10 protein-coding genes and 1 pseudogene are annotated in these 17,153 nt (G+C 69.4%); 7 read left to right on the forward strand and 4 right to left on the reverse strand.

What is annotated here, in order from left to right; translation table 11 throughout:
* Positions 1-632 precede the first annotated feature (632 nt).
* Together ACFVTC_RS30000 and ACFVTC_RS30005 are read left to right on the forward strand one after the other, a co-directional pair.
* Positions 633-980 (forward strand): cupin domain-containing protein, encoded by a 348-nt coding sequence (locus ACFVTC_RS30000; RefSeq protein WP_390131621.1) that lies wholly within the window; start codon positions 633-635, stop codon positions 978-980.
* A gap of 448 nt (positions 981-1,428) precedes the next feature.
* A complete protein-coding gene (locus ACFVTC_RS30005) occupies positions 1,429-2,328 on the forward strand; it encodes an alpha/beta hydrolase family protein (protein WP_390131702.1) in 900 nt (299 codons plus the stop codon).
* Positions 2,329-3,592: 1,264 nt separating this feature from the next.
* Here ACFVTC_RS30005 and ACFVTC_RS30010 read toward each other — a convergent pair.
* Together ACFVTC_RS30010 and ACFVTC_RS30015 are read right to left on the reverse strand one after the other, a co-directional pair.
* Positions 3,593-4,096 (reverse strand): hypothetical protein, encoded by a 504-nt coding sequence (locus ACFVTC_RS30010; protein WP_390131622.1) that lies wholly within the window; start codon positions 4,094-4,096, stop codon positions 3,593-3,595.
* On the reverse strand, positions 4,093-5,340 hold the full coding sequence (locus tag ACFVTC_RS30015; RefSeq protein ID WP_390131623.1) for a hypothetical protein: 1,248 nt from the start codon (positions 5,338-5,340) through the stop codon (positions 4,093-4,095). Before ACFVTC_RS30015 ends, ACFVTC_RS30010 begins: the two co-directional genes overlap by 4 nt.
* A 19-nt stretch (positions 5,341-5,359) precedes the next feature.
* Here ACFVTC_RS30015 and ACFVTC_RS30020 point away from each other — a divergent pair.
* Both ACFVTC_RS30020 and ACFVTC_RS30025 read left to right on the forward strand, forming a co-directional pair.
* A pseudogene (locus tag ACFVTC_RS30020) lies at positions 5,360-6,310 on the forward strand (LuxR C-terminal-related transcriptional regulator); the annotation flags it as partial.
* A 120-nt stretch (positions 6,311-6,430) separates the two neighbouring features.
* Complete coding sequence (locus ACFVTC_RS30025) at positions 6,431-7,831, forward strand: PucR family transcriptional regulator (protein ID WP_390131624.1); 1,401 nt, start codon at positions 6,431-6,433, stop codon at positions 7,829-7,831.
* A gap of 77 nt (positions 7,832-7,908) precedes the next feature.
* Here ACFVTC_RS30025 and ACFVTC_RS30030 read toward each other — a convergent pair whose 3' ends face one another.
* A complete protein-coding gene (locus ACFVTC_RS30030; RefSeq protein ID WP_390131625.1) occupies positions 7,909-8,253 on the reverse strand; it encodes a cytochrome C oxidase subunit I in 345 nt (114 codons plus the stop codon).
* Entirely contained in the window at positions 8,250-9,977 is a 1,728-nt protein-coding gene (gene ctaD / locus ACFVTC_RS30035; protein ID WP_390131626.1) for a cytochrome c oxidase subunit I, read from the reverse strand. Before ctaD ends, ACFVTC_RS30030 begins: the two co-directional genes overlap by 4 nt.
* 353 nt (positions 9,978-10,330) lie before the next feature.
* Here ctaD and ACFVTC_RS30040 point away from each other — a divergent pair, with 353 nt between their 5' ends.
* The 3 genes from ACFVTC_RS30040 to ACFVTC_RS30050 all read left to right on the forward strand — a co-directional run bounded on the left by ACFVTC_RS30040 (position 10,331) and on the right by ACFVTC_RS30050 (position 17,108).
* The gene (locus tag ACFVTC_RS30040) at positions 10,331-10,759 is read left to right on the forward strand and encodes a hypothetical protein (RefSeq protein WP_390131627.1); all 429 of its coding nucleotides are present in this window, start codon (positions 10,331-10,333) and stop codon (positions 10,757-10,759) included.
* Between the two features lie 1,425 nt (positions 10,760-12,184).
* Positions 12,185-16,459, forward strand: a complete 4,275-nt coding sequence (locus tag ACFVTC_RS30045) for a discoidin domain-containing protein (protein WP_390131628.1) — start codon at positions 12,185-12,187, stop codon at positions 16,457-16,459.
* 259 nt (positions 16,460-16,718) lie between these two features.
* On the forward strand, positions 16,719-17,108 hold the full coding sequence (locus tag ACFVTC_RS30050; protein ID WP_390131629.1) for a PASTA domain-containing protein: 390 nt from the start codon (positions 16,719-16,721) through the stop codon (positions 17,106-17,108).
* The last annotated feature ends 45 nt before the right edge of the window (positions 17,109-17,153 follow it).

Here is a 17,153-nt window from a genome sequence, read left to right on the forward strand (position 1 = left end):
CTGTCGGCCCTCGGTCCGGCCCTTCGCGGTCCACCGCCTCTCCCGGCCGGTCGGAGGCCCCTTTCATCGCCGACCGGTTCTCACCTCCGCCGGGCTGCGCCGACACCTCGCTCGCGGATAGCCTGGCCGCCATCATCGGCGGCTCCGTGTGTCCGGTGCCGCTCACCGTGCAAAACGTCGTCTGTGGCGGCTGGAATCCGCCCGCGCCGTACACCGCCGTGGCCGTCACCGTGGCCGACCTGTCCCGCGGCCGCGATCCCGTCCCGGCCGCGGGCGAGAGGCTCGCCGCCAAGGTCACCCTGCCCACCACCGACGTCCACCGAACCGTCAAGGAGGCAACCCGCCGTGCCCATCGCACCCCGCCGGTTCACCACTGGCCCCGACCGCGAGAAGAACCCGCCGCTTACCGAGGAAGGGACTCACCGTGCCGCCTGCCGGAGCGGCCCCGGTGGTCCAACGGGCGTGGTGCCGAAGGGCATCGGGCACAGCCGGATCGTGAGCCTTGAGGGGAGCGTGCGCCATCGGCCAGGTGGCGGGCCGGAGCCGCTCGCGGCCGAGGTGGAGTTCGATGGGATGCCGGCCGTCCGCGAGCGGACCCCCGTACCGGCCGGCCGGTGCCCGGAGGTGTGGCGATGAGCAAGCCCGAGCTGGAGTTCCACCGGCCCGACGGGCGCTGGAGCACACCCGCGGGAGCCGCTCCCGGAATCCAGGAACAGGTCCTGTCCGAGGATTCCGCCACCGGCGCCCGCACCGCGCTCGTCCGCTGGGAGCCGGGCACCGACACCTCCGTCCAGGGCGTGTCCCGGCACGCCTTCTGGGAAGAGGTCCATCTCCTGGAGGGCGCCCTGCACGACCTCACACTCGGCGCGACGTTCACCGCCGGGATGTACGCATGCCGCCCGCCCGGGATGCCGCACGGGCCCTGGACCTCGGCGGAAGGGGTCACGATGCTCGTCGTCACCTACCCCGGGCCCGGTTGACCGGCGAGCGGCGCCCTGAGCGCGTCGGCCGGGTGCGAGCGCCCGGCGTGCTGCCTCTGGCGGACGCGGGAGTGAACCGCGGCGGGGGCGCGGGCGGTTCGGCTGTGGGCCAAGGCCGGTGATTCTGCCGATGTGCGGGGCCAGGGGTGGGCCGGACAGTTGCCACCGCAACCACCGAGACGGACCCCGCCGCTTCGCAGCGTGCGCCTTCCGACACCCACGCCCTGGCAGCGCCGCGGCCCCGGCGCGGGTCCGTCGCCCTCACCGAGAGGACGCCCCCACCGTGCAGCAGCCGAACCGAGCATTCCCCGCCGCACCCGCCGCACCCGCCGCACCCGCCGCACCCGCGGGACCTGTCACACCCGCCGCACCCGTGGCACCCGCGGGATCTGTCACACCCGCCGGCCCCGTCCCGTCCGCGCGCCGCCCGCACCGGCTCACGAGCCGTCTGGCGCGGGCCGGCCTCGCGGCGTTGCTCGCCGCGGGTGGCCTTGTCGCCGCGCAGGCCACCGGAGCGCGGGCGATCGGAGCACAGGTCGTCTCGGCGCAGGCCGTCGCGAACCCCTACGAGCGTGGCCCCGCCCCCACGACTGGCAGCATCGAGGCGACCCGCGGGTCGTACGCCGTCTCGCAGACCACGGTCTCCTCGCTCTCGGTGACCGGCTTCGGCGGCGGCACCGTCCACTACCCGACCTCGACCAGTGACGGCACCTTCGGCGCGGTCGTCATCTCGCCCGGGTACACCGCGTACCAGTCGTCCATCGCCTGGCTCGGCCCCCGGCTCGCCTCCCAGGGCTTCGTCGTGTTCACCATCGACACCCTCACCACCCTCGATCAACCGGACAGCCGTGGACGGCAGTTGCTGGCAGCGCTCGACTACCTGACACAGCGCAGCTCCGTGCGGACCAGGATCGACAGCACCCGGCTCGGTGTCATGGGCCACTCGATGGGCGGCGGCGGCACACTGGAGGCGGCGAAGAGCCGTCCGTCGCTCCAGGCCGCCATCCCGCTCACCGGCTGGAACCTGGACACCTCCTGGCCGGAGATCCAGACGCCGACGCTGATCGTGGGCGCCGACGGGGACACGATCGCACCGGTGGCCACGCACTCCGAGCCCTTCTACCGGAGCCTGCCGAGCACGCTCGACAAGGCGTACCTGGAGCTGAGGGGCGCGACCCACTTCACCCCGAACAGCTCGAACACCACGATCGCGAAGTACAGCATTTCGTGGCTGAAGCGGTTCATCGACAACGACACCCGCTACAAGCAGTTCCTCTGCCCGCTGCCGCTGCCGCAGCCGTCGCTGACGATCACCGAGTACCGCGGCGACTGCCCGCACACCTCCTGACCCCGCCGCGCACCGTACGACCGAGCAAGCGGGTGACGTCCGCCGGAACCGGTGTCCGGCGGACGTCACCCGTCCCGCGTGCGCTGCGGGCCGGTGGTCCCTGTGCGGGCTCACAAGGCTTGCGTACCGGGCCTGGGAGCCCGCCCATCAGACGCCGCGCCAGGACCGTGGGCGAGTTCAACCAGTCGTTGCAACACCGGGCTGTTGCAGCGAGCGTAGCCCTCCTCTCCGCCATGACTCCCAACTTCCCCTCCAGTCATGGTCTCTACGCCCCGAGGGGAGGCACAGGTTGACGGGCACGGCTTGTGCCACGAGCGGCGAGACCCTGCAAATACATCTACTGGAGCATCGAGGCGATGGAAGCGTCGCGTGACCGCTGGGCACGGTCCACCTGTGTTGACGCCCCCACCAAGGTGAGGAACCTTCCCGCGGGCGCTGGACCGTCCCGGAGCCCACTCCAGCCACAGGATCTGAGTGGAGCTACCCCGACGGGCGCCGGGACTACCTACAGCCGCGCGAGCAACCTCTGCATGCGCCAGAACGTAAAGCATGACCGAAGGTCACCTATTGAGAGCCTGCCACTGTACGACGTGCCAGGAGGTCGTCCAGGTCTGGCAGGCCCGCATCGCATCCGCGCCGGCGGTGGACGCGTTCGTGGCTTCGGGCTGCAACGACAGTACGTTTGTGGACATGGCGGAGTTGCGGAGCAGGCGTCGCTAAGTGGACAGCCGTACGCGGTCTGTTTCTCCACACCGGCACGAAGGTTCTCGAAACTCTGCCGAGTATGTCGAGAAGTCCCCCCCCGCCGACGCGGGGGTGTTCCGGTGCGGTGTACGAACCCATATACCTCGCCGCCGTCCTCCCCGCCGACGTGGGGGTGTTCCGTCCGGCGGCCCGTTCCCGTCAGAGATGACCGATCGAGGTCTGTCGACGCCGACGGTGGAGAAGATCGTGCGCTCTCGCAGTCACGGCCATTCTGATGGGACGGGGAGCAGTGCAGCTTCTAGGGCGCGTTCACCCGCAGGCCGGGGTCATCCCCGCGGGTGCGGGAAACAGACGAGCGCCAGCACCTCGTACGCTCCGCTGGAGGTGCCATCCCAGCGCACGCGGGGATGGCACCACGAACAGCCAAGGCCAGTGGAACAACGAAGTTCGCTCTCCGCACTCGGTGAAGCGCCCCGAGACACGTAGCCATCGTGAGCCCGTGTGCACGCAGCCGTGCCCGGCCGATCCGAGGAGGGGCCGGGCACGGGGTTTTTGGGGATCAGGATGATGCGGAGGAGGTGGGCTCTGCGGTGGCCTCGGACTCGTGTTGTTCGAGCCAGGCCGCCAAGACCTTCTTCGGGACGCTTGGGAGCAGGCCGTCTTCCTTGGTGTAGGCCAGTCCCCGGGTGTAGCCGCCGCCACCGCAGTTGTCGGACTGGTGAAGGAGTTTCACGTCGACGGAGTCGTCGATGAGGGGCTTGGCTGCGCCGGCGCGGGTGACGCGGAAGCGGACCGGGGCGGTATCGGGGTCGACATCGTTCGGCAGCGTGAGGCTCGCGTCTGTGACGGCCTCCTGCTCGAATTCGCCCCTGACGCACTTGCCGCGCGTGCACAGCTCCCAGGAAGCGCCCGCGAGATCGTCGTAGCCGTCCTGCACGACGTACACGCCGACTTGGGACACCACGCCGACCCCGGCGCAGGCTCCCGTGTCGGCGCACCCGGACAGACCGGCGATGAGGGCGGCGACACCGCCGGTCACGCGCGCGTACCTGATCGGTATCACGACTTCTTCACTCCTCCGGGAAGTGCCTTCTCCGCCAGGGAGATGTCGGTGAAGATTACGCGGCACTTGCCGTCCCAGGCGTCACTGCACTCGCCGTCGTTGGTGACGGAGGCGCACCCGGCGCCCGAGATGATGCCCTTCGCGTAGACGTAGCCGTTGGACTTCACCGTGTAGACCGGTCCTCCGGAGTCCCCGCCGATGATGCACGCCCCGGAGTTCTTCTCGGCGACGGTCATGTTCTCGGCGACATCTCCGTTGGAGTACTTGTACCGCTTCTGGGTCTGGGTGACCTTCCAGCCGCAGACCTCCGAGCTCCGGGCGCCTCCGGTGCAGAATTGCTCGCCCTTCTCGGAGCGGGTGGTCCACCGGTTCTCGACCCTGCGCAGGGTGCTGCCCTTCTTGTAGATGCGCGCGGAGACGTTGTACTTGTTCTTGTAGACGCCGATCAGCGACAGGTCTCCCGAGTAGTAGCTCTGGCCGGAGAGCTTCGCGGAGCCCTTGCCGTTCGTGTAGTTGTCGTAGTCGACGCTGCCGACGCTGAGCGAGTCGTCGGGGGCGGTCTTGTCCCAGCTGTCCATCCAGCCGTCGAGGGTCGTGCAGTGCCCGGCGGTGACGATGTAGGGGTTGCCGTTGTAGGTCCAGGCGAAGCCGGTGGTGCAGGCCGAGAACTTGTTCGCCGCCTCACCGGAGGGCCAGTGGGCCTCGTAGCCGGCTCCTCCCTTGTATGGGTTCTTGTCGCTCCACCGGTCTGCGGTCTCGTTGATCTGCGTGACGCCGGGGTTGACGCGGACGGTGATCATGTCGGTGCCGTATCGCTGTCCGAGCCGGTCTGCGAGTGCGTCGTCCTCAGCTGCGATCTCGACGACGACCTTGTTGGTCTCGGCGTCGACCTCCGCCGAAGCGAGGGCGGCGGCGCCGATGACGTCGCTTTCGTCGAGGTAGAGGACCTCGTCGGCGACGGAGTCGAGTTCGGCCTGGCTGTGGGCGACGACCTTGGTTACCGGGGTCACCGTCGCGTCGGTCGTGGTGACCGGGGCGGCGACGCCGTCCTCGGTGGTGGTGGTGCCGTCGGCGGCTTCGGCGGTGTCCTCCGAGCTGCCGTCGCCCGCGCCCAGGTCGACGGGTACGTCTGTCAGGGAGATGGCCGCTGTGGCGTCGCTCTTCGCGTCCGTCTCGGCGACGGGCGCGACGATGTTGCCGGTGTCCTGGTCGAGATAAGGCGGTGCGAACGCGTAGGCAGACACCTCGGCACGTTCCTCTGCCGCCTCATTGCGCGCCGGCAGGCACGCCCGCGCACGGGCCCATGCGGAGGACGGTCTGCGCACGGCGCTCGGCGCCGGTCAGCGCAACCTCGCGGCGCACCACCACGCGATCCTCGCGCTGGTTGCGTCGGTCGAGGGGTCCCAGGAAGCCGTCACGGAACACGCGTCCGCCGCCGAGCGCGTGGCCGCACCGCACGGTCTCGCTCAGGCGGCCACGTTGTCCCAGTGGGCCAGGGCCCGCGCCGAGCTGGCCCGCGGCCGGCTTCCCGAGGCCGCCGCCCGGCTCGGCCCGCTGGTCGGCGCGGGCCCGCGCCGCGGTCACTTCGCGGTACGGATGCTCGCCGTTCCCTGCTTCGTGGAGGCGGCGTCCCGCACCGGGCAGGCGGACGAGGCCCGTTCGGCCGTGGCGGAGTTCGCGCACTGGGCGGCGCAGGGCGCCGATCCGCAGGCTCCGGCCCAACTGGCCCGCTGCCACGCGCTGCTGACCGAACCCGATGAGTGCGAACCGCTGTTCACCGCCGCGCTCGCCCACCACGACCAGCTCACGGGCGACTTCGAACGCGGTCGTACCCAACTCCTCTACGGAGCCTGGCTGCGACGGCAGCGCAGACCGGGGGAGGCGCGTGGCCGCCTCCGCGACGCGCTGGTGTCCTTCGAGCGAGGCGGAGCACTCGGCTGGGCCGCGCAGACCAGGGGCGAACTGCGGGCGACCGGGGACGCGGGAAAGAGCGAACCGACCGGCCCACTGGCCTTGCTGACGCCCCAACAGCTGCGGATCGCCCGGTGCGTGGCCGGGGGCGCCACCAACCGCGAAGTGGCGCTCCGCCTGTCCGTGAGCCCCCGCACCGTGGACCATCACCTGCGCAATGTCTTCGCCGCCCTGGGGGTCCGCTCCCGGGTCGAGCTCTCCCGCTGGCTGGACCGCGCCGAGAAGACCACCGCACACCCCTAGGTACCGACCAGGCGGTATGTCATCCTGCGGGATCAGGAGGTCCGGATCCGGAGTACCCGTGCGGCCGCGCGTCGGGCGACCGGGCCGGCCGGACCGAGCCGACTCCGGTGGAGGACAGCGATGCAGCACCTCGTACCCGCCCACGGCCGGCCCCTGCCGGGATCCCGGACTCCGGCACCAGCCGTCCGTGCGGCCGTCGACGCCGAGGCCCTCGCAGTACTGCACCGGGCCGCGCGGGCGCTGATGGCGGGGCTGCCCGAACTCACCGAACGACTGATGACGTTGCTGCGGGAGCGTGAGCCCGCGTATCGCACCGCCATGGACGCCGACGCGGAGAGTGTGCGCGACGAAGTGCGGCGTTCGCTGCGGCTCAACGTCGAATCGCTGATCCGGCCCGGTGAGCTGCGCGAGGCCGCCCGTCGCTGCTCCTGGGCCATCGGTAGGGCACGGGCGGACCGCGGGCTCCCGCTGGACGCCCTGCTGCGCGCATTCCGGCTGGGCGGCGGCATGGTCTGGCAGGAACTCGTGGACGAGACGACCCGCCGTCAGCCCTCCGACGCGCATCTGCTCATCCATGTCGCCGCCGACGTGTGGAACTTCGTCGACGAGCACTGTGCCGTCGTGGTCGAGGCATACCGCCAGACGGAACGCGAGCTGATGTGGCGCCGGGAGAACCGGCTGCGGCTGATGACGGCCGCGCTGCTCGACGGCACCGCGCGGATCGCCGACCTGCCCGCCACCGCGGCCGCGCTGGGCCTTCCCGAGCAGGGGCGGTACGCGGTCGTGCTGGCCCGCCTGCCCTCCGGCCGCACGTTCGCCGACGCGTGGGGGCAGGTGCGACTGTCGGGCCTGAGGGTCCTCTGGTACCGCGACCGTGACCGCGACGGCGGCGGAAGCTACGGCATCGTCCTGCTCGCAGGGCACCCCCACGACGAGGGCGAACCCGGTCACGGTCACGAGACCGGTCTCCTCGACACCGGCCCCGGGCCGACGGCAGCGCCGGAAGGGGGCGGTCCCGGGGACGACGGCCGCCCCTGGGCGTACGGGCTCGACGTGGACGCCGGGGAGATCGCCCGCCGGCTCACCGCCCCGCCCGTGGCCCGGATCGGGGTGAGCCCGGTGGTGGAGGGTCTCGCGGCGATCGGTGATGCCCGGCGCCTGGCGGACACGGCGCTGCGGGCCTGCCCACGGTCCGGGGGGACCGTCGTGCTGGAAGAGCACCTGCCCGCCGCGCTCGTCGTCTCGGCCCCGGCCCTCGGGGCGGCGCTCGCCGAGCGGGTGCTCGGGCCGCTGCTGCGCTTAGACCCGTCCGACCGGGACGTCATGCTGGAGACCCTCACGGCCTGGCTCGCCTGTGACGGTTCCGCCCAGCGGGCCGCCGGCCGGCTCTACTGCCACCGCAACACGGTCCTGAACCGGCTGCGCCGCTGCGAGCAGCTCACCGGCCGCTCGCTGAGCCGGCCGTCCGACGTCGTGGAGCTGTCACTCGCTCTCGCCGCCCACTGCCTCCTCGACCCCTGACATCCCGCGCCGTCACACCGACGCCGCCGAACGACAGGAGCCGGACCGGGTCCGGGCCGAGCGTGTGTTGTCGCGGGTCACAGAATCAGCAACAGGGCGACGGCCGCGGTGGATGCCGCGCAGACGGCCAGGGCGAGCCCTACGCACCGCCTGCGCAGCCCTTGGTAGCGGTGTTCGTACTCGGCCCGCAGGTCGAGACATCGGGCCGCGATCCGTTCCAGGTCCTTGCGAGCACGTTTCAGGTTGTCGGCGACGTAGCACCGCTCGATCTCCGCCCGCTGCGATGTGGTCAGCCAGTCCATGGCCTCGGCGAACTCACGTGCGCGCTGCTCCGCCTCATTGACGGTGGCGTGCCAGAGCAGGTAGCCGTCCACCGCGTTACCGAGCTCGCCGTCAGGTCCAGGCCGCAGCAGATCGCTCACCTGGGTCCTCGTTCGGTGAGGAGCGGGCCTCCTGTGCCGTGGCTTCGGTCGTCGGCCATCGCGATGTCCGGGTGGTGGAGATCGAAGGCGGGGGATTCACTGCGGATCCGCGGCAGGGTGTGGAAGTTGTGGCGCGGTGGCGGGCAGGAGGTGGCCCACTCAAGTGAACGGCCGTACCCCCAGGGGTCGTCGACCTCGACCTTCTTGCCGTACTTGGCGGTCTTCCACACGTTGTAGAGGAACGGCAGCATGGACAGACCGAGCAGGAAGGAGGCGATCGTCGAGATCGTGTTCAGGGCGGTGAAGCCGTCGACCGCGAGGTAGTCCGCGTAACGGCGCGGCATGCCCTCGGCGCCCAGCCAGTGCTGGACCAGGAACGTGCCGTGGAAGCCCACGAACAGCGTCCAGAAGGTGATCTTGCCGAGTCGTTCGTCGAGCATCTTGCCCGTGAACTTCGGCCACCAGAAGTGGAAGCCGGAGAACATCGCGAACACCACGGTGCCGAACACGACGTAGTGGAAGTGCGCCACCACGAAGTACGAGTCCGAGACGTGGAAGTCCATGGGGGGCGAGGCCAGGATGACGCCGGTCAGACCGCCGAAGAGGAACGTGACGAGAAATCCCGTGGCCCAGAGCATGGGGGTCTCGAAGGACAGTGAGCCCTTCCACATCGTTCCGATCCAGTTGAAGAACTTCACGCCTGTCGGTACGGCGATGAGGAACGTCATGAAGGAGAAGAACGGGAGCAGCACGCCACCGGTGACGTACATGTGGTGCGCCCATACGGTCACGGACAGACCCGCGATCGCGATGGTCGCGCCGATCAGGCCCATGTAGCCGAACATCGGCTTGCGCGAGAACACCGGGAAGACCTCGGAGACGATTCCGAAGAAGGGCAGCGCGATGATGTACACCTCCGGGTGGCCGAAGAACCAGAAGAGGTGTTGCCACAGCAGCGCTCCGCCGTTGGCCGCGTCGAAGACATGTGCCCCGAATTTTCGATCCGCCTCCAGGGCCAGCAGCGCGGCCGCCAGGACGGGGAAGGCGAGCAGCACCAGAACCGCGGTGAGCAGCACGTTCCAGACGAAGATGGGCATGCGGAACATCGTCATGCCGGGAGCGCGCATGCAGATGATCGTGGTGATGAAGTTGACCGCGCCGAGGATCGTGCCGAAGCCGGAGAAGGCCAGACCCATGATCCACATGTCGCCGCCGACACCCGGCGAACGGACCGCGTCCGACAGCGGCGAGTAGGCGAACCAGCCGAAGTCGGCCGCGCCCTGCGGGGTGAGGAAGCCGCCGACCGCGATCGTCGAGCCGAAGAGGTACAGCCAGTAGGCGAACATGTTCAGCCGCGGGAACGCCACGTCGGGCGCGCCGATCTGCAGCGGCATGATCCAGTTCGTGAAGCCGGCGAACAGAGGCGTCGCGAACATCAGCAGCATGATCGTGCCGTGCATCGTGAACGCCTGGTTGTATTGCTCGTTGGAGATGATCTGAATTCCCGGCCGGGCGAGTTCGGCGCGCATCAGCAGCGCCATGACACCGCCGATCAGGAAGAACGCGAACGAGGTGGTCAGATAAAGGGTGCCGATGGTCTTGTGGTCGGTGGTCGTCAGCCACTTCACCACGACACTGCCGGGTTGCTCGCGCCTGACCGGCAGCTCGCTCTCGTAAGAGTCCTCGGATGCCGTGGCACCACGAGGTTCGTTGCGCATGCTCAAGGCGGGTTGCTCCCCAGCTGAATGTGGTCCGACGGCTCTCGTCTGCCGGCCATCCTCGCTGTTCGGAGCAAGGGCCTACGCCCTGAGCGGCCACTGTTCAACCGATCGCTTTAGTATCCAACTCGAATACAGTAAGCATCGGACGGCGGTCCGAACGACCGGGGCCGATCTTTCGGAATCCAGTTCGGTGGTGGTGACGGTCTGTCGGTCGTCGGTCGTCGGCCGCGCGGCGATCGGATTCCGACGCCATGGTGTACGACGGGGGCTGTCCGGCGGGTAATGGTGCCCATGCGTGATCTGTTCGACCGCACCGAGCCCCGCCGCGTCTCGTCGGCCGAGTACCCCATGTGGGGTTGGGCTCTCGGCCTCCGCAACAGAGACCTGACGGCGACCCTTCCGACCAGGATCCCCTGCGACTGCCGGCCCGTGCGCCGCACGACGCGAACGAGACGGAGAACGTTCATATCGCCCTCGCCCTCGCCACCGGCGAGTGGCGCGGCGATCACCGGCATCCGGGATCGGCGGGCGATCCCGCCGTCGCGCTGGCGGTCGTCGCCGACGCCGCCCAGGAAACCGTCACCGAGCGTATGTGGCGGGCGTGGCCGCTGTGCGCGGAGCACGGCCTGGGCATGCACCCGCGGGATGCGGACGGGCAGCTGTCCTGGTGGTGCGCCGGGGAGCGGTCCCGTCGCGGCCCGGCCCATGTGCGCGCGGCCGTGGGCGCGCTCGACACCCTCGTCCGCCCACGTCGCCCCAACCGTGAGAACGGTCGGGCGAGTTGAGGGCCCACGGCGCCGACGCCGCCGAACGCTCCGCGCGGTGAAAAGGACCGTGCGGAGGGGAAAGCCGCGGGGCGGGACCGAGCCGCCAGTCGGGGCCTTGGCCGTGCTCCACCGAGTGAACCGCTTCACCATCAGCGGACGGTCGCCGCGCCGCGACGGCTGGGGGCGGGCCGGAGAGGTGTAGTGCGCCTACCGCGCGGCCCAAGCGGCCGTGCGGCATTCGCGACCGGTGCGGGCCCCGTCGGTACCAGCGCGAGGATGCTGCCTCCGGCAAGTCGCGACCGGGCTGCGGCGAAGGGCTCCTCCGGGTGGCCTGTCCGGCCCGCTCGCTGAGGGCTGTCCCGTATTCCCCGGCGGGCCGCTTCAGGGCGTCCCACAGTGCCGGCGGCAGGTGTCCCGAGCAGGCTTCCGGCTTCCCGGCTCCGCCGGGACAAGGCGTTGTCCGCCCTTCGCCACGGGGGGTCTCGCCGCCTCAAGGGCCGATCACCTTCACTGATGTCCGACTCCCCGCCCACACGGGCTTCGGACGTCGGCCCGGCCGCGCCCCGCCTCCGGCATGCCCGAACCTTCGACGAAGGCGGCCGTGGACTGTCCATCGTCGCTCAGCTCGCCCGGCACCGGGGCCCCGGTACACCGGTTCCGGCAAGATCGTCTGGACTGAACAGGGCCTCACACAACACCCCTTGCGGCGGCCCGAGTGGCGCACATGATCGCGGAGACATCACCGGCTCGGCGACCGAAGTGTGCCCGACGGTCTCCGTCGACGAATTGACGGTCGCCTCCCAGGATCGGGGCGCGCCCGACCGGCCTGGGAGGCGACACATTCGGGAGGTCGTTCCGCACCTGGCGCACCACATCCGCGGCCGAACGGTGCGCGTGCCGCACGTTGGAGAGATTCGGGACGGCGCATGCGTACGCAAGAAGTTGCGTTTTTTGCGTACGCTTGCAACGTCTGGTGCAAGGTTCCGACCAGCCTGGTCCGGCGCCGCGGGCGGGCGTCGCGCACCCAGGTGCGTGACGGCTCCAAGGGGACGACCAAGGCGCTCCCGCTCTGTCAAGTGCGCTGCCTTCAAAGGAAGTAACGCGCTGGATGTCTCTCTCGCCGTCGGGTTCCCCCGGGGCGCACTCATTGGCCTGCTCATCGGCCTGAAGGCTGCCGGCGCCGCGCCTCCACCGCTGGGACGCGGGTGCGGTCGGTGAAACTTGTGGCGTCCTGACAGTAGACGGACTCACAGTGCTCTGCAATATTGCGATGAAAGAGCGCAAGAAGCTGCGCACTCGCTACCCGTACAGAGGTCATGCATCTCTGCGCGGGCAGCTCCCGCCGTCCTGTCGTACCGCCCCACCGCGCCACCGCTCTGCCCAGGAACGAGCCGACCTCGCCGCCCCCTCCGGCGCGCGAACCTCCGCAGGGAGTGACCCCGCATGACTCGACACAAGCCCAGATCCTGGAGACGGCGCGCAGCCACCGCTGCGCTCGCCTCCACCGTCATGGTGCTAGGCATGCCCGCCATCGGCGCCCACGCGGCCGGCGGGCCCAACGCCGCCGCGGACGCCGCGACCAAGGCCGGCAGCGCCCTCGGCGCTCACGCGGCCGCAAGCGTCACCGACGGCGACGCCGACACCTACTGGCAAGCCGGAAAGAAGTCGGCCCAGTGGGTCCAGACCGACCTGGGCCGGACGAAGCGCGTCCGCCAGGTCGTTCTGCGTCTGCCCGAAGCCTGGCAGACCCGCAAGCAGACACTGGCCCTTCAGGGCAGCGCCGACGGAAAGAGCTTCGCCACGCTCAAGTCGTCGGCGCAGTACGTCTTCAGCCCCGGCAACGGCAACACGGTGAAGGTCTCCTTCCCGGCGACCCTCGCGCGGTACGTGCGGGCCGACTTCAGCAAGAACTCGGTGGCCTCCACCGCCCAGCTCTCCGAGATGCAGGTCCTCACGACCGCCGCCTCGACCCCCAACCTCGCCCAGGGCAAGACCTTCAGCGAGAGCGGGCACGCCGACGTCTACGGCGCGGCCAACGCCGGTGACGGCAACCGGGCCACCTACTGGGAGAGCACGAACAACGCCTTCCCGCAGTGGCTCCAGGTCGACCTCGGATCCTCGGTCAAGGTGAACCAGGTGGCCCTGCGGCTGCCCAGCGGATGGCCGAGCCGCAGTCAGACGCTCAAGGTCCAGGGTTCCACCGACAACCAGAACTTCACCGATCTGACGGCTTCGAAGGCGTACACCTTCGACAGCTCCGGCGACCAGTCGGCGACCATCAATTTCGACACCACCACGACGCGGTACGTGCGCGTGCTGATCACCGCCAACACCGGTTGGCCGGCGGGGCAGTTGTCCGAACTCGAGGTCTACGGGCCGACGACCGGTGACACCCAGGCGCCCACGGCTCCGTCCAACCTGAGCTACACCGAGCCGGCCACCGGGCAGATCAAGCTGAACTGGGGCGCCGCGAGCGACGACACGGCCGTCACCGGCTACGACATCTACGCCAACGGCCAGTTGCGGGCGACCGTCGCCGGGAACGTCCTGACCTACACCGACACCCAGTCGGCCGGCAGCGACATCACGTACTTCGTGCGGGCCAAGGACGCCGCGGGCAACGTCTCCTCCAACAGCAACAGCGTCACCCGCAAGGGATCGGGCGGCGACACCCAGGCTCCCACGGCGCCGGGCAACCTCGCCTACACACAGTCCGGCAGCGACGTGAGGCTCACCTGGCAGGCGTCGAGCGACAATGTCAAGGTCACCGGCTACGACGTGTACGCCAACGACCAACTCGTCAAGTCCGTCGCGGGCGACGTCCTGACGTACACCGACACCCCGTCGGCGGCGGCCACGGTCACCTATTACGTGAAGGCGAAGGACGCCGCGGGGAACGTGTCGGTGGCGAGCAGCAGCGTCACCAGGCCCGGCTCGGGCGGCGGTTCCAACCTGGCCCAGGGCAAGCCCATCGATGCGTCCTCGTCCACCTTCACGTTCATCGCGACCAACGCCAACGACGGTTTGACCAGCACCTATTGGGAGAGCGGGGGTGGCGCCTATCCGGCCACCCTCACCACCAAGCTGGGAGCCAACGCCGATCTCAGCCAGATCGTCGTCAAGCTGAGTCCGGACGCGGCCTGGTCGACGCGCACGCAGAACATCCAGGTGCTCGGCCGTGACCAGGACGCGACGACCTTCACCAGCCTCGCCGCGGCGAAGGACTACACGTTCTCGCCGGCGAGTGGCAACACCGTGACCATCCCGGTCTCCGGTTCCGCCGCCGACATCCAGCTCAAGTTCACCTCCAACACCGGCGCTCCGGGCGGGCAGGTCGCCGAGTTCCAGGTCATCGGCACCCCCGCCGCGAACCCGGACCTCAAGGTCACCGGCATCACGAACACGCCCACGGCTCCTGTCGAGTCGGACGCCATCAGTCTCACCGCAACCGTCACCAACAGCGGTACCAAGGCGTCCAAGGCCACCGACCTCAACTTCACCCTCGGGGGAACGAAGGTCGCCACGGCGGACGTTCCCGCCCTCGCCACAGGGGAGACGAAGACGGTCACCGCGAGCATCGGCGCCCGGGACGCGGGCAGTTACCCGGTCGGCGCCGAGGTGGACCCGTCGAACAAGGTCATCGAGCAGAACGACGCGAACAACGTCTTCACCCGCTCGGACGCCCTCGTCGTCAAGCCCGTCTCCAGCTCCGACCTGATCGCGGCGCCGGTCTCCTGGACGCCCTCCAGCGCCTCGGCGGGTGACGACGTCAAGTTCACCGTCGCGATCAAGAACCAGGGCACGACGGACTCGGCCTCCGGTGCCCACGGCGTCACCCTGACGATTCAGGACTCCAAGGGCGCCACCGTCAAGACGCTCAGCGGCTCCTACAACGGCGTCATCGCCTCGGGCCAGACGACCGCTCCGGTCAGCCTCGGTTCGTGGACGGGCGTCAACGGCAAGTACACCGTGAAGACGGTCATCGCCGACGACGCCAACGAACTGCCCGTCAAGCGGGCCAACAACACCACCACGCAGTCCCTGTTCGTCGGCCGCGGCGCGGACATGCCGTACGACATGTACGAGGCCGAGGACGGCACGGTCGGCGGCGGTGCCAAGGTCGTCGGCCCGAACCGGACCATCGGCGACGCGGCGGGCGAGGCGAGCGGCCGCAAGGCGGTGACCCTCACCGGGACCGGCCAGTACGTCGAGTGGACCACCCGCGCGGCGACCAACAGCCTCGTGACCCGCTTCTCGATCCCGGACGGCACCGACAGCACGCTCAACGTCTACGTGGACGGCCAGTTCCTCAAGACGATCGACCTCACCTCGAAGTACGCCTGGCTGTACGGCAACGAGACCGCGCCCGGCAACTCGCCCGGCTCCGGTGCTCCGCGCCACATCTACGACGAGGCGAACCTGCTGCTCGGCAAGACCGTGCCGGCCGGTTCCAAGATCCGGCTCCAGAAGGACGCCGCGAACAGCTCCACCTACTACGACATCGACTTCATCAACACGGAGCAGGCGACCGCCGCCGCGAACCCGGACCCGGCCGCCTACACGGTTCCGGCCGGTTTCGCGCACCAGGACGTGCAGAACGCGCTCGACAAGGTCCGCATGGACACCACGGGCAAGCTCGTCGGCGTCTACCTGCCCGCCGGTGACTACGAGACCTCCAGCAAGTTCCAGGTCTACGGCAAGGCGGTCCAGGTCGTCGGCGCCGGACCGTGGTTCACCCGCTTCCACGCTCCCTCCTCGCAGGAGAACACCGACGTCGGCTTCCGGGCCGAGGCGAGCGCCAAGGGTTCGACGTTCGCCGGCTTCTCCTACTTCGGCAACTACACGTCCCGGATCGACGGCCCGGGCAAGGTGTTCGACTTCTCCAACGTCTCCGACATCACCATCGACAACATCTGGGTCGAGCACATGGTGTGCCTGTACTGGGGCGCCAACACCGACAACATGACCATCAAGAACTCCCGAATCCGTGACACGTTCGCCGACGGCATCAACATGACGAACGGCTCGACGGACAACCACGTGGTCAACAACGACGCCCGGGCCACGGGCGACGACAGCTTCGCGCTCTTCTCGGCGATCGACTCCGGCGGCGCGGACGAGAAGAACAACCTCTACGAGAACCTGACGTCGACACTCACCTGGAGAGCGGCCGGTATCGCCGTCTACGGCGGCTACGCAAACACCTTCCGCAACATCCGTGTCGCCGACACCCTGGTCTACTCCGGCATCACGATCTCCTCGCTGGACTTCGGCTACCCGATGAACGGCTTCGGGACCGACCCCACGACGATCGAGAACGTGTCGCTGGACAGAACGGGCGGCCACTTCTGGGGCTCGCAGGTCTTCCCCGCCATCTGGGCGTTCTCCGCCTCGAAGGTCTTCCAGGGGATACGGGTCAACGACGTCGACATCGACGACTCCACCTACGGAGGCGTGATGTTCCAGACCAACTACGTCGGTGGCCAGCCCCAGTTCCCGGTGAAGGACACGATCTTCACCGACATCTCCATCACCAACTCCAAGAAGAGCGGGGACGCGTTCGACGCCAAGTCCGGATTCGGCATCTGGGCCAACGAGCTGCCGGAGCCCGGTCAGGGTCCCGCCGTCGGCGAGGCCACCTTCCGCAACCTGCGGATGAGCGGCAACGCCCAGGACATCCGCAACACGACCAGCACGTTCAAGATCAATACCGAGTGAGTTCCGGACAGTGACGAACGGTACGGGGCCTCCCTCCGCGAGGGCGGCCCCGTACCGTCGTGTCCGGGGAGACGGAACTCGCCGACACCACCACCGGACCCGTCGGCAGGTGCCGCTGTTGCCGTTCTGGCCCAGGAGCCCGGCGATCGCGCCGCGGCTCGAGCAGGTGTTCTCCTGGTCGCGGGGCTACGCCGCTCTGCGTATGGCGCCGGGTGACGACGGGCCGTCACCCTGAGATCCGGCACGCCACGGAACGTCCATGGGCGTCATTCACGGGGAGTCCTTCATGCGCCACGTCCGCCCTCGTCCTGTCCGCCTAGCCGCCCTGTCCGCCGCCACGCTGCTGCTCGCACTCGCCTCACTGGTCGCCTGTGAGGACACCGACGGTGGCTCACCCGCACCGGCCACCGTCTCCCCGACGTCCCATGACAAGCCGAGTTCCACCGCCGCGAAGGGTGTCGTCCCCGACCTCACCGGACTCACGGTCGCCGAGGCACGCAGCCGACTCGCCGAACTGGACTACGGCATGGCGTTCACCGACGACTCCGAGATCGGCGACGACTCCCTCAAGGTGACCGCCCAGTCCCCGGCCCCCGATTCCGCGTTGAGGACCGGTGCCACGGTGACGATCACCGTCCCTGGCCACTGAGCCACCGAATCGATCGGGCCAAGCCGCACGCCGCGTCTGGACAGG

Origin of the sequence: Streptomyces sp. NPDC057950, from assembly GCF_042887295.1 — a bacterium.
In the GTDB taxonomy this organism is placed as follows: Bacteria; Actinomycetota; Actinomycetes; order Streptomycetales; family Streptomycetaceae; genus Streptomyces; species Streptomyces kaempferi.